This is a genomic window from Psychrobacter sp. BF1 (genome assembly GCF_019279065.1).
Classification (GTDB): domain Bacteria; phylum Pseudomonadota; class Gammaproteobacteria; order Pseudomonadales; family Moraxellaceae; genus Psychrobacter; species Psychrobacter urativorans.
In genome coordinates, this window is the sequence record NZ_JAGYWV010000006.1 from 108,601 (window position 1) to 123,349 (window position 14,749).

Consider the following 14,749-nt stretch of genomic DNA (forward strand, 5'->3'; position numbering starts at 1 on the left):
TAATACTCAGCGTATTTTTTGTAGTATTAAGCTACTTTTTTCAAGCTTTAGCAGTCGTAGCGTTAGCTATAAAAATAACATTTTATTATCTTTACTGGCATGATAAACAAGTACGAAGAGTATTTAATATCCAACTAATACCTTTGATTATTTATCTTATTATCCTAGCGATTTTATTAATGGCCTCTGCAAATAGTTAGTACTTTTAGCATTATCTAATTTGCAAAAGGTAGCTTGTCTTGCCAGCAAACGATGATACTTAAAGGCCAGTATAGAATATTTAAAGCATTTTATCATTTTAGCCTGAGCGAGAAAATAACGAAGCATTACTTTGTCCCAGTACAAAGGGATTTGCCTTCTTGCACATTCCAAAAGCAGTTATCCTTGTTTGACTACTAGATAGCAGCAGAAAGCGAGAATAGCTCTAAGAAATCTCAAATAATAAATATTTAACCAAAAAAAACACTCAACCAAGTTGAGTGTCCTCGCAAAACAGCAAAGCTAATTAAAAAAGCAAAGCACTTACTCTTCAATCTTCTTGTCTTCCAGTCGCAGTTTTCTACAAATGCGTTGAGCCGCCATGCCCAAAGCTTCCGTGAACGTCGGAAAGGCCAATTCTAAATTAGCGATCTCATTAACGGTCATTTTGGTCGCCAAACATGTAGCCGCCACTTGAATCACCTCAGCAGAGTAAGAACCTAGGACATGCGCGCCTAGTAGCTGTTGCGTCTGTTTATCAATGATAATCTTACAGAAGCCGTCGGTACGCCCATCCATGACCGCACGAGGTAGATTTTCATAATCGATAATCTCAACGATGCACTCATGATCTTTTTCTGCTTGCGCTTGCGTCATGCCTACCGATGCGTATTCTGGCTCAGTAAAACTACCCGTTGCTATAGCTCGCGGGGCGTACTTTTCAGCGGTATCAGATACGGCATTTTGCGCAGCAACTCGGGCTTGATGAGCCGCACTTTGGACGAACATACTGACGCCGTTGGCGTCTCCAGCGACGTACACGCCCTCTACGTTAGTCTGCAAATAGTCATCAACTTCGATGTAAGGGCCATTCACTTTAATATCAGTGGCCTCTAGATTTAGCCCTTCTAAATCAGCTGGCCAACCCACCATCAAGAACACCGCATCGGTCATCAGTGAGTCGGTTTGGTCGCCATGCTTATAGGTCACTTTTAACTGACCGTTTTCCTTGGAGATTGACTCACACCCAGTACTGGTTAGGACCTTCATGCCACGTGATTTAAAGGCCTGCTCAAGCTTACGCGATATATCAGCGTCGCTCGGCGGGCTCAAGCGGTCAGCAAACTCAATGATATCGACCTGCGCGCCAAAATCAATGAGGATGGAGGCGAGCTGGCAACCCGTTGCAGAGCCACCGACTACCGTTACCCTCTCTGGCAGTTCAGTCATTGACCATAAGTCATGGAAAGACAGTGCTAACTCATTGCCCGGAATAGAGAGCTTTTTGGGTTTGCCACCGACGGTCAAAATGATTTTGTCGGCACTAAACTGGCATCCGTCAGCAATCTCTAAAGTGTTGTTATTGACAAAATGTGCTGAACCTACCTCATCTATTACCTCAATGCCCTGATACTCAACAATCTTGGTCAGATGCCATACCTGATTAGCATGAGCGGCAACCCGATTAGCATTTTCGATGGCAGCTTTAAAATCGACGGATGGTGCATCGCCTTGTAGTCCAAATTGAGAGTACAGCGCCGTATCGGTGCGCAGACGTGCTGCTCGGGCTAGCGTTCGAACAGGCGCTGGGCCTTCATTAAACGCAGTACCACCGAGTTTATTGGCTTCAAGCAGGGTTACTTTTGCGCCAAGTTCATGCGCTCGCAATGCTGCTTGTACCCCTGCCGGCCCACCGCCAACTACGAGGACTGTTTTTTTATTATTTGGTTTATCATTATTTAATTTCTTATTCTGTGATTGATTATCTTGTTTCATATTTTTTCCAATTTAAGCTATAACTTAAGGTCTATTTGATCTGTCACACTGAGCGCTGCTGATAGCTACTGATCTATAAAAGCTGTGCTCTAGTGTCAGTGCAGATCGTCAGTAATTAAGTAAAACACACAATAATGCTGACTATTGCGCCCTTTGTGACCTTTTCTGTTAGCGTATGTTCGATATGGTAGGTTACGGTAACTCAGCTAAACCTAGTTTTAAGATAGTATTAATACGATAGGCTTTAGTCGCATTTAATAAACACACAATATGATAGCGAAGAGCTAAATTGGCTATAGAAATTTTAAGAAAAAAAAACACCCAACTAAGTTGAGTGTTTTTTTATTTCAGCTAAAAGCTAAGTGCTTAATTATTCCCACTCAATAGTAGCTGGTGGCTTGCTCGATACATCATAAGTCACCCGTGATACTTCAGCGATCTCGTTCATAATGCGATTCGATACCGTCTCAATCAAGTCATACGGCAGATGGGCAAAGCGCGCAGTCATAAAGTCTACCGTCTCAACCGCACGTAGGGCGATGACCCATGCATAACGGCGGCCATCGCCAACCACGCCGACAGATTTGATCGGTTGGAATACCGCAAAGGCTTGCGCCGTCTTCGCATACCAGCCTGATTTTTCTAACTCATCCATAAAGATCGCATCAGCTGCACGCAGAATATCAGCGAACTCTTTGGTCACTTCACCTAAGATACGTACGCCTAAACCTGGTCCTGGGAACGGATGACGGTTGATCATCTTCGCTGGTAAACCTAAAGTCAGACCCAATTTACGGACTTCATCTTTAAACAAATCACGTAACGGCTCAACCAATTCAAAGGCCAAATCATCGGGCAGACCACCCACATTATGATGGCTCTTAATCACGTGGGCTTTACCTTGATGCGACTTAGCTGATTCAATAACGTCGGGATAAATAGTGCCTTGCGCTAAGAATTCGATGACTTTACCATCGCTTTGCTCGCTGATTTCGCGCGCGCTATTGGCAAATACATCGATAAAGGTTTTACCGATAATCTTACGCTTAGCTTCTGGGTCAGACTCGCCAGCCAATGCCGTTAAGAATAACTCTTCAGCATCCACACGAATCACTTTTACGCCCATGTTTTCGGCGAATACTTGCATCACTTGATCGCCTTCATGCAGACGTAACAAGCCAGTATCGACGAACACACAAGTTAGCTGATCGCCGATGGCCTTATGCAACAATGCGGCGACCACTGAACTGTCTACCCCACCTGAAAGACCGAGCAATACTTGCTTGTCTCCGATTTGCTTTTTCAGCTGCTCAATACGCATATCGATGATGTTATCAGCCGTCCAGCTACCCGCGCAGTCGCAAATTTCATGGACAAAACGACCTAATAACGCTTGGCCTTGCGCAGTATGAGTGACTTCTGGATGGAACTGTAAACCATAATAATGGCGAGTATCATCAGCCATAATCGCTATCGGACAGCTTGGCGTGCTAGCAACGATATTGAAGCCTTGTGGCAAATCGATGACTTTATCGCCATGGCTCATCCATACATTTAGCTTGCCAGCTGTGTCTTCGATGCCGTCTGTAAGCTTGGAGGTGCTATCAATATTGATCGTCGACGCGCCAAACTCGTGGATGTCGCTAGCGTGAACCTTACCACCGAAGCGCTCTGCCATCGCTTGCATGCCGTAGCAAATACCTAATACTGGTACGCCTAACTCAAACACCGCCTCATTGATACGTGGGCTATTGTCAGCATGAACACTCTCAGGGCCACCTGACAAGATGACACCTTTGGCACCAAAGTCGATGATACGCTGAGTATCGATATCATAAGGGAACATCTCACAAAATACGCCTGAATCACGTACACGGCGAGCGATAAGCTGGCTGTACTGCGAGCCAAAATCAAGGATTAGGATGCGGTCTTCTTTAATGGTAGGTGTGGCAGCATTAGGCGTAGTGGCAGTGGTCATAAATAGATGTCCATCAATAGATAAAATTGGTGGCCTATTTTAACAAGTTTCGGGGTAGTAATGGCGGTTGGTATGATAATTAATAATGACTATTTTTATGATTGTTTTAATTATACCTTTCATGGTTACTTAGAAATAAAGGCTTTGAACAATAACCGCTTGTAGTAAATAACTTTTAGCTATTGATTTAAATGTAATTTTTGCAAATAGTAGTAAAATAATAGTCGAATCTAACTACACAATAGTGCTAAAGTGTTAAGGCAAGTTTAACAGTACCAGCTGACCATTATGCTGTTACTTCAAGTGCTCTGACCTCTATCAGCCTTTAGCCGAATCGACTAAAGTGCCTAATACCTTTAAAAAGGATGAACGATAATGAAAATGGAATTTCTATCAGGCTCAGCACTCAAAATCAGCGCACTTTCACTAGCAATCGCTGCCATTTCTTTTAGCAGCTCCACCGTGATGGCAGCTGAGTGTCAACTGGCAAGTGGCGATTCAGGGGGAGCAACCAGCTTTGGAACAGATGCTTTGGCTTGTGGTCCGAACACTAGCGCCTTTGCTGATAACGCCACTGCAGTAGGTCAAAACTCCTTTGCGGCGGCTGAAAATGCCTTGGCGATAGGTAATACTGCTTTTGCCTCTTTCGAAAACTCTATTTCGATTGGCGCTAACTCACAGGCTGATGGTATTGACGCTGTGGCACTTGGTGGCGGTGTATCTGAAAACGGTTCGCGTGCAGGTGCGCAGGCTTTAGGTAATTCGACCACGGCAATTGGTGGCGAGAGTCTAGCGAACACTCCAGGAGCAACCGCTTTGGGCTGGCAGGCTCAGGCTTCTGGCGCTATGGCTACGGCAGTTGGTCATCAAACTACTGCATCAGGTGCTCAAAGTTTTGCTGGTGCTGAAGATGCTGTTGCTTCAGGTACTAACGCTGTTGCGATTGGTAATACTGCCGTTGCTTCAGGAGAGGATGGCGTGGCTATAGGAGGAGACCGAAGTGGTGCACGTAAAACTACCGCCTCTGGCACATCTTCAACTGCTATCGGTGCGCAAGCCCAAGCCACTCAAGCAGGTGCGACTGCCGTAGGTTGGCAGTCAACTGCCAGTGCTGAGCGAGCACAAGCTTTTGGTCATTTAGCCAATGCTAGTGGTGTACGATCTACCGCTGTAGGGGAAGCGGCAGTTGCATCGGGTGAAAATGCAGTCGCCATCGGTAACCAAGCAGATTCTGGCTCTTTCGCCGATAATACTGTGGCAATTGGTAACAAAGCTACTACTGGTTTTGGCGCTAGTGGAGCGGTTTCTGTTGGCAGTATGTCAAGCGCTTCAGGTCAGCAATCAACTGCTATAGGTGAAAACGCTAAAGCATCAGCTGGTAGCTCAGTTGCTTTAGGAGCTGAATCAAGCGCATCAAATATTTTTGCAACAGCAACAGGTGTTTCATCTCAAGCTTCTAACGCATTTAGCGCGGCTTATGGATCTAGATCAATCGCATCTGGCTTGGGTTCAACAGCAGTTGGTGATTCAGCAGCAGCAACTGGTGGTAGTAGTACAGCAGTCGGTAGTGTGGCGGCAGCTGGAGAAAATTCAGCAGCATTAGGCTCGCGTGCTAATGCCTCGAATGCCAATTCAATTGCTATAGGTAGCAATTCAACCGCAGCCAGCGAAAATAGCACTGCTATTGGCTTTTTAGCTAATGCAAATGGCACTGATGCATTGGCTATAGGGGATACGGCTAATGCAACAGGAAAATCAACTACTGCAGTAGGCGGCGAATCAGTAGCAACTGGCGCAGGAACTACAGCGATTGGGTGGCAGTCAAAAGCAACGGCTGAACGCGCTCAAGCCTTTGGACACTTGGCATCAGCAACTGGTGTACGTTCAACAGCAGTAGGGGAAGCGGCAAATGCTGGCGGTTTAAACAGTATCGCTATCGGCAACCAAGCAGCAGCTGGTAGTGATAACCAGATTGCTCTTGGTGGTGCAGGTCAACTACAAGCGAGTACCGCCTCACAAGCAGGCAGTACTAATATAGTAACTACCGATGCTAACGGCACTTTAGGGACTAGCGTTACTGTACAGTCATTAGCGACTGCCAATCAGTTAGCCAATACTAATGCGCAAGTTGCAAACTTTGGGGCAGCTACCGCTAGTAACACTAGACAAATAAGTGATTTACGCAGTGAATACAACCGTCAATCAGATCGTTTAGATGAAGCCGAAGATGGGATCGCTATGGCGCTGTCGTTAGAGACTCCAGTTATTCCTTCAGGGAAGCGCTATGCTATGTCTTTCGGTACAGGTTATTATAATAGTAGCTCAGCACTGAGCACCTCGTTTGCTGGTAGACTTAGCGATAGCATGACTATCTCAGCGGGTGCAGGAGTTGGTCTTGATACCGGGAAAGTAGGCGCACGTGGTGGCGTAACTTTTGCTTGGTAAGTAGCTGATAGACATCTAGTTAATCCCTAATGTTTAGGTAGATGGGGTTAACTGGATATAACTAATCTCGATAAAACTAGCCAAAATTAATAGAAACCCTGCACTTGCAGGGTTTTTGCTAGTAGCCGAAGCAGTATTAAGTAATGGGCAATCAGTATGAAAGTCTTATCTGCCTGATTAAGATTTTATGTCATTAAAGGCAGCATGAATACGATTTAGACCCTCTATCAGCAGCGCTTGAGGGCAAGCTACATTAAGGCGCATTTTAAACTGCCCCTCATTACCGTATTGGATACCTGCACTGAGCTCGACTCTCGCAGCGCGAAGCTGGTCATAAAGAGTCTGATCGTCCTGATCATACGCTGAGCAATCGAGCCATATTAGATAGGAGGCCTCTGGGCGCATAACTCTAATATCAGGCAGATGCTGCGCTAAAAAATCACAGACTAAGTTAATATTGGCTTCAATATACGTCAACGCCTGCGCCAACCACTCATCGCCTTGCTCATAAGCGCTCCGCATAACCTCATAAGCAAATAGATTCAGATCATGCTCGTCACTTAAGCGCTGCTGTTGGCTGATTTTTTCAATTAAGGCCTCGTCTTTAGCAAAGATCATTGAGCCTTTAATGCCGGCCACATTAAAAGTTTTAGTCATTGAGGTGATGCTCACTACTTTGTGCTCGTAGTCTTTTGCTAGGCCTAAAAACGGTATAAACTCATGACCGCTCAAGGTCAAATCTTGATGAATCTCGTCACTAACAATCGCTACATCGTGCTTTTTGCAAATCAAAAGCAGCGACTCAAGCTCATCTACTGTCCATACCCGTCCGCCTGGGTTATGCGGATTACATAGCAGAAAAAGCTTCACTTTATGCGCCACTATCTTAGCTTCGATATCAGCCAAGTCTAGCTGATAGCGTCCTTCTCCTTCTTTTAGGGCAGAGAGGATAAGCTGTCGCCCGTTATCGCCAACTTTAGTCATAAAAGGTGCGTAGATAGGGTCATTCACTAGCACGGCGTCCCCTACCTCAGTGAATATCCTCATCATCAATACCAAACTCGGTATCACACCGGGAGAAAACAGAATGTGCTGTTTATCCAGTGCTAACCCATAACGATTGCCATGCCAGTTAATAATTGACTCGTATAACGCTGCAGTGGGCTTAGTGTAGCCTAATACGCCATGCTGCCCCACTTGTTCAATGGTCTTTAGAATGGGCTGCGCCGCTCTAAAATCCATATCCGCCACCCATAGCGCAATAGTGTCATCGCTATAGTGCCATTTCAGCGATCCGGTATTACGTCGGTCGATTATCTCATCAAAGTTGTACAACATAAGTGTTCTCTTAGCGGAGGGTTTTAGCTGATTACAGGCGCAAGTTTAAACAGGTTTATAGGATAAACCTATAAAGCAAAATGATAGTTTAGGGTATAGGATGACTACGCTGATTACCAGTGGCTTTGTTGGGGTTACGTAGAGGTGTTATGGAATAACTAAAGAGGTCATTTATGTGCGGGTACTATAGATTTGGGGTGAGGATATAGTATCTAATCCTGCCATCTGCTATTATCTGCTTAGCCAATGGCGTGCGGACTAAAGTAGCTGGTAGCGTTGCTGTTACCTCGACACCCCTTCCAGCCACAGTCTCGCATCACCATTGTCGTCAGCAGGATAGCCGCTACTGTCAGGGCTAAACCGCTTTTTAAAGCAACCTTTGTAGATATATTAAAATTTAGCAGATTCTTTGTGGACTTTGTAGGCTGTGGCTTTAGCCCAGCAACAGCTAGGCAAAAACACTGTTTTAGGTGATGAACATCAGTTTAGCTAACAGCTGATAAGTCATGCTAAATAATATAAATAACAGCGCTGGGCTAAAAGCGCCAGCCTACGGTAGAGCTAACCTTATAGCACCAACAATGCATTAAAACTAAAACCTAGATATAGTAGGTTGGCGGAGCTTGCGACCCCCAACAGCTTGCTATGCAATAACCATAATTTGCCAGCATAAGAGAGTCTGTGAATATTTCTGTGCTTGCAGCATACCTCAAGACTCAAATTTCAGTGCCGCTTTTTAACTTTTCTAGTGCCAAGGCTAAACCGACTCAAGGATTTATACTAGTTATCTATGGGTTCCACTCCGTTGCACCACACGCTACCACATCGTTTGAAAATAAATTCTGCTGTATATAGACAGAACAGGATTATTTTTTTAAAGTTTTTAGGGTAGCTAACTGTTGACAGGCAGTTTGATGACCACTTTGACAAGCAAGGTTATACCAATACTTCGCCTTGCTATAATCATGTGGTTGAGTATCATCCTGATGATATAGCAGCCCTAGATGATATTGAGCCTCCATAAAGCCCTGTTCTGCTGCTTTTTGATACCAAAATATCGCCATCGCATTATTATTTTCAGTACGTTTAAAAGTCCCAGCTAGATCAGTTTGCGCTTTGGCATTGCCTTCCATCGCTAATATTTCCACGGATTTCTTATCGGTAATAGGTTTATCAGCTGATTGACGCTGGTTGAATTGAATGACTTTAGCAGATGCTGGGGGAAAGCTTTGCTTTGCAGCTTCATAATACCAATAAAAGGCTTGCTCATAATCTTGTTCAACTCCACGACCCTTTTCATACGCTAGCCCAAGGTTAAACTGTGCTTCTTTATAACTTTGCTCCGCTGCCAGTCGTAACAACATTACCGCTTTTTGATGGTCTTGCTCAACCCCTTGCCCATAAGTGTACATAGTGGCTAATAAGTTTTGCGCTTTTGCATTATCTTTATTAATTAGTAGGTCTAACCATTGTTTCGCCTTACTATAGTCTTGGGGAACGCCATAGCCACTATAGTATATTAGTGCCATCATCTCTTGTGCATATTCATAGTCTTGCCGCGCAGAGGCTTCAAACCACTTAAATGCCGCTTCGTAATCCCTTTCTACCTCTATCCCATTAAAATACATATGAGCAAGATCATATTCTGCCTCCTTATCTCCCGATTGCGCTTTTGCTTTAATTTGGCTAAGCTCAGAAGTTGAGTTCTCACTAGTGACCATAACCTTACTAGCTAATGACGACTGCGTCTGGTTGACTGATTTAGGTACTAATAATGATATTGATTGTGACGATGGCTTTGACTGGCAGCCGGTGAATAAAACGGTCATCAAAGTAGCAGATACCATAAGAGAAGCTGAAGAGAGTCGCGATGAAAACATAAATTCCCCTTAATATTTAAACACTTTATTTGTAGATATTTATATTCTTAACTTAAACTATCTATCATCTTGTGATCGCGATATTTATCAAAAGCTCTAATGTATCAGGATCAAAACTATCGGTTATTTTCAACATTTTAGTATTGCCTGCATTAGCGCTGATATCAATACCAGTCTTAAAAACTTCATAGCCTACCAATTGAGCAAATGTTAAAGAGAAATTGTTTTTACCACCCTTAAAGATTAATCGTTTCCTAACATCATCAATCTTATTTGTTATTTTACAAATAAAAGCCATGAAAATACCCTTATAAAATCAACCAGCTAGGTAAGAGTTTATTCTTAATTCAACGGTATTTTTCCAAATAATTTACTATCAGAAAAACTTACCATTTATTTCCCAACAAACTCAGCCTGACGCCGCTCAACCATAGCCATAACCCCTTCCTTAGCATCCTCAGAGTGAAACAATGGCGGTAAAAAGCTATGGATATTGGCCATAGCCGCCGCAGCGCCATTACGACTGGCATCTTGCGCTGAAGATAGTAATGCTTGCACGCCAAGCGGTGCCGACTGGCAAATCTCTTTTGCTATAGTCAGTGCACGCTCATATTCTTCACCATTAGCCACCACCTCACTGACCAGATTAAGCTTATCAGCGGTCTGCGCATTAAAGGGCTTGCCCGTTAATAGATACGGCATGGCTTTTTGCCAGCCAGCAGCCGCTACAAAGCGTACGGTTGCGCCACCAAAAGGCATAATGCCACGCTGAACTTCCATTTGGGCAAAGTTGCAGTTGTCACTGGCGATCACCACATCGCTATTGAGCATCAGCTCGATGCCCGCGGTAAAGCAAGTCCCTTGTACCGCGACGACGATAGGTTTAGTACGTAATTTGCCACTAATACCCCACGGATCGACTTGGTCATCAGCGAATTCAAACACCCCTTTATCTAGCTTATCTTGCAGCTCCATCAGATCAAGACCAGCAGTGAAATGCTCACCATGAGCGAAGATTAAGGCACAGCGCAGCTCGCTATCATGGTCATAGCGGGTCAATGCTTCAGACAACTGCGCAATCATATGGCTATCGAAGGCATTGCGTTTATCAGCACGATTAAAGCCAATCAAACAGATGTGATCTTGCACTTCATAACTGATGCGCTCGTTTACCGTAGTCATATTATCGTCCTTGAGAGTTTATTATTGTGCTGTACAAAGCGGTTAGCGATCTGCTCTGCTCTTGATAAATCTAGTTTTAATATAGCTAGCCCCGCAGCACAACGCAAGTGGCTTAATTGTGTACAGCATTCACCTCTATAAGCTCACGATATCTGCGTAGTTTGGCGCTAAATCTGCTACACTTGCTCGTTATCTCCCTATATCGTAAGCCCGTTACTATGAGAACTCCACACAGAAATAGATCTCCAGCCTCAATCAAAAAACTAGGCCAGCTACATCCGCGTAATGCGCATCAAGGTCGCTATGACTTTGACGCTTTAACTCGTGCTTTACCTGAGTTAGCTGACCATACCATCACCAACCCTAATGGCGAGCCGACGATTAACTTCTCGGATCATCAAGCAGTACGTACCCTAAATAGAGCACTATTAGCGAATTTTTATGGCGTTAAGTTTTGGGATATTCCAGAAGGTTATCTGTGTCCGCCTATCCCAGGTCGTGCCGACTATATTCACTATGTCGCCGACTTATTAGCGCAGACCACGCATATTAATGAAGACAATACCCCGCCAACAGGCAAGCAGATTCATGTGCTCGATATCGGTACTGGTGCTAGTGCTATCTATCCTATTGTTGGTAGCCAAAGCTACGGCTGGCGCTTCACGGCTAGTGATATCGACCCTATATCAGTAAATACTGCTGCGCTTATTTGTGAGACTAATCCTAAGTTAAAAGGCGCAGTGAAAGTTAAACTGCAGCCTAATCCTAAGAAGTTATTCGCTGGTATTATTGGTCGCCAAGATTACTTTGACTTAGTAGTTTGCAACCCTCCTTTCCATGCTTCAATGGAAGAAGCGGTAGAAGCCAATAGCCGTAAGCAACATAACTTGCAAAGACATCGTGGTAAAAACGAAAACGAACAGGTCAGTCGTAGCTCAAGCAAATCAGGCAATGCAGCACAAAACCTGAACTTCGGCGGTCAGCACAAAGAGCTGTGGAGTGAAGGTGGCGAGATTACCTTTTTGACTAATATGGCCAAAGAGAGTCAGAGCTTTGCTGAGCATGTTGGCTGGTTTACTACTTTGGTTTCTAAGTCTGAAAACGTTAAGCCCTTGCAGCTGTTACTAAGTCAGCTTAATGTTGCTCAAGCACGCATTATTGAGATGAGCCAAGGTCAAAAGAACACGCGCATATTGGCATGGCGCTTTAATAGCGATGACGAGTAATAGTTAAACTTAGTATTGATGATCAGTATTAATAATCGGTACTGATAATCGGTGCTAATTATTCATAAAAAGGTTTCACATGAAACACTAACTTTGCTATTTATCCTTGCTAGTACTGTTGCTACTGGTATTGCTACTGTTGTTATTAATAGGATTGATAGTTTATGATAAATCCTTATTAAAAGTAGTTTCACGTGAAACAAAAACACCGTCTTGAATGTCAAGACGGTGTTTTTTATGGCGCTATTTATAACACTTTTTATGGCACTGTTTATACTATTAGTTACGCTATTATCCATAGTGCTAAGCTAGCTAAATAACATTACTTTGAACCCGATAGCGATAAGCACTACCCCACCTAATATCTCTGCTTTATCTTCTAGCCAAGTGCCAGAGCGCTTACCTAGATAAACTCCAAACCAGCTAAACCCAGCGGTGACTAGCGCTATTATTAGACAAGACAACCAAGCATTGAGTGCCAATAGATTCAGGGTGAAGCCCGCTGCCATAGCATCAATACTAGTAGCGATGGCTAAAGTAAACATAGTGCGATGATTGATCACGCTAAGCATTTGCTTATTATTACTATAGCTAACGCTACCTTCAAGGCTATGAGCATCGTCTATAGCCTCTTGATCATCAGGTTTTAAGGCTTCATACAGCATTTTACCACCTAGAGCAATTAGGATAAAACCACCTATCCAAGGAGCAGCCGAGGCTAGCCAGCCTAATAATGCCGCCCCTAGTAAATAACCAATGAGGGGCATAACGCCTTGAGCAATACCAAAGTATAAGGCTGAAATAAGCGCTAAGCGCAAAATATAAGACTGAGTTTGCTTTGGTGATTTTGCACCTAGTCCTATAGCTACGGCAAAGGCATCCATCGCTAAAGCAATAGCGAGTAAAATTACTTCGATCATATTACTAGTCACTTATTAATTAAGAGTTGTTATGTTGCTGGGTGAACTGCTTAAGCTTTACTAGAGAACTCTCGTCAATAAGGTTTCATGTGAAACATTAAAATGACTTTATATAGTGAACGAGTATTCGTCACTAGTTGAGATTTTTAGAAGCCTATCCCTGTAGAAGGCGCTACTTTTAAAGAGATATATTTTTAGAAAGAGAGCTATTTACAAGCCTGAAGCTCGACAAGCCTAAAAGCTTACTTGACCGAAAAAATCACCAGCTAATCACTTATTCGCTGCCAAAAATCACTTCTTTCATTATACTTTTGACTTAACAGCTCAGTATATTTCTGATGGGTAGCGAGACTATTATAACCATCTGTAGATTTATTAATAGTGCTATCTAAAGGCGATAAGCGCTTGTAATAGCGGGCAGCATAACCGTAAGCTCTACTGCGATCATTAGTCAAAATATCATCGATTAAGCTGCGATAGATAATCATTTGAATGATAGCCGTGTCTTCTGGCAAGCCCTTTAACAGCTGGGTCAAGGTTTCATAATGGATGTCTGCAAACTCATGATGACGAGTAATTGCTACTTGATTAGCTAGCTTGATCTCCCCTATTTCTAGTAACAGCAAAATTGCCGTTATGATATCTTGTTGATCCTCAGCCAGCTTATAAGCTTTTTTGCGCCAGCCTGCTTGCTCGGCTGGGCTAGCTATAGCCATGATGGCCTGTAGCCTTTTAGCAGACGACTGCAACTCGAATACTTCGCCAAGCACTTTTAGTTGCGCCTTACTGTCACCTTGCTGTTGATATATTTGGCTCAGCCAGTCCAAACGTTTTATCGCATCTTGCTGAGCCTTACTCTGCCAGTCATGGTTTAGATACTCTAGGGCTAGCTCATAGGCTTGATGATCTATCATAAAGCTAACTAGCCCATTTAGTTGTTGCGGGCTCAAAGGTTGCTGAGGATAGATAGTCCGATAAACTGCTATAAATAATGCCACATCTCCCAAAGCTTGAGCTACCCCTAATAGAGCCGTTTCGGTCTTTAGCTTTTCTTGATGGTTAGCTCGATCATGACCATAAGATAGTGGTATTCGCGGATTAGCTGCAGTGTTGATAGTATTCTCAGCACTGCCTTTACCCTTGTTTTCCGTAAATAAACTTTGATAGTAGTGTAGATAGTCGTCGATTATTCCTCGTATTTCCAACTCTGATAACAGCTGCTTAAGCCCTGCCATTAGCGCATCTTTAAAGCCGTAATCGTTATCGTCGATTAAATTTTTGACCTTTGTTTGCCATGCTTGACTCAGAATATCTTGCTCATCGACTGGCAAAATCTGTTTTTGTTGGTTATAACAATCCCTAGCAACCATCAGCCAACTCTGCGCCAGATTGCTATATATCTCTCCTATTTCACCACTAGCATCATCACAACGCTGCAAGCTCGTATTACTCGATTCAATAAATAACTCTAGTAGCTGTAGACAAGTCTCAGCTTGCTCTGGATAGAGACTCATAATGTCAATGGCTAGATACTGCAGCTCGGTGGCAAACTCACTGACTTTCCAATGATCTATATATTTATGTCGTCTGTTAAGCCCTTTTAAAGTAGTAGTCAGCTTCTTTATTAGCTTGGGTTTATCCGACTGTAATAATAGCCGCTCTATCTTTTTATCCAATAACTTATCTACCCCTTGCACTTCAGCGATAAAATTGACCAAAGTTGCTTTAGGAAGTTGCGCTAGACAGTGCTTTTGTTGCAAATTTAGCATGATAGAGCCCCTACTAGTTGTCCACAATGTCGTTGAT

10 protein-coding genes are annotated in these 14,749 nt (G+C 43.5%); 2 read left to right on the forward strand and 8 right to left on the reverse strand.

What is annotated here, in order from left to right; genetic code table 11:
• Positions 1-522: 522 nt before the first annotated feature.
• Positions 523-1,974, reverse strand: a complete 1,452-nt coding sequence (locus tag KZA12_RS08685; protein ID WP_218689961.1) for an NAD(P)/FAD-dependent oxidoreductase — start codon at positions 1,972-1,974, stop codon at positions 523-525.
• Between the two features lie 370 nt (positions 1,975-2,344).
• On the reverse strand, positions 2,345-3,952 hold the full coding sequence (guaA, locus tag KZA12_RS08690; protein ID WP_218689962.1) for a glutamine-hydrolyzing GMP synthase: 1,608 nt from the start codon (positions 3,950-3,952) through the stop codon (positions 2,345-2,347).
• 375 nt (positions 3,953-4,327) lie between these two features.
• Here guaA and KZA12_RS08695 point away from each other — a divergent pair, with 375 nt between their 5' ends.
• The gene (locus KZA12_RS08695; RefSeq protein ID WP_218689963.1) at positions 4,328-6,397 is read left to right on the forward strand and encodes a YadA-like family protein; all 2,070 of its coding nucleotides are present in this window, start codon (positions 4,328-4,330) and stop codon (positions 6,395-6,397) included.
• Positions 6,398-6,574: 177 nt separating this feature from the next.
• Here the strand turns inward: KZA12_RS08695 and KZA12_RS08700 are convergent, their stop codons facing one another.
• From KZA12_RS08700 to KZA12_RS08715, 4 genes are all read right to left on the reverse strand, one after another.
• Positions 6,575-7,735, reverse strand: coding sequence for a MalY/PatB family protein (locus tag KZA12_RS08700; protein WP_218689964.1), 1,161 nt, complete (start codon positions 7,733-7,735; stop codon positions 6,575-6,577).
• Positions 7,736-8,601: 866 nt separating this feature from the next.
• Positions 8,602-9,615 carry an SEL1-like repeat protein gene (locus KZA12_RS08705; protein ID WP_218689965.1) on the reverse strand — a complete coding sequence of 338 codons (1,014 nt, stop codon included), beginning with the start codon at positions 9,613-9,615 and terminating at the stop codon, positions 8,602-8,604.
• 64 nt (positions 9,616-9,679) lie between these two features.
• A complete protein-coding gene (locus tag KZA12_RS08710; protein WP_218689966.1) occupies positions 9,680-9,913 on the reverse strand; it encodes a hypothetical protein in 234 nt (77 codons plus the stop codon).
• Positions 9,914-10,008: 95 nt separating this feature from the next.
• A complete protein-coding gene (locus KZA12_RS08715; RefSeq protein WP_218689967.1) occupies positions 10,009-10,797 on the reverse strand; it encodes a crotonase/enoyl-CoA hydratase family protein in 789 nt (262 codons plus the stop codon).
• Positions 10,798-11,015: 218 nt separating this feature from the next.
• On the opposite strand from KZA12_RS08715, the gene rlmF reads away from it, so the two are divergent.
• Complete coding sequence (gene rlmF / locus KZA12_RS08720) at positions 11,016-12,023, forward strand: 23S rRNA (adenine(1618)-N(6))-methyltransferase RlmF (protein ID WP_218689968.1); 1,008 nt, start codon at positions 11,016-11,018, stop codon at positions 12,021-12,023.
• A 308-nt stretch (positions 12,024-12,331) separates the two neighbouring features.
• On the opposite strand, the gene KZA12_RS08725 is transcribed toward rlmF, so the two are convergent.
• Entirely contained in the window at positions 12,332-12,943 is a 612-nt protein-coding gene (locus tag KZA12_RS08725; RefSeq protein ID WP_218689969.1) for a manganese efflux pump MntP family protein, read from the reverse strand.
• A gap of 266 nt (positions 12,944-13,209) precedes the next feature.
• Positions 13,210-14,712: a DUF6880 family protein gene (locus tag KZA12_RS08730; protein ID WP_218689970.1), complete on the reverse strand. Its 1,503-nt coding sequence runs from the start codon at positions 14,710-14,712 to the stop codon at positions 13,210-13,212.
• Positions 14,713-14,749 lie beyond the last annotated feature (37 nt).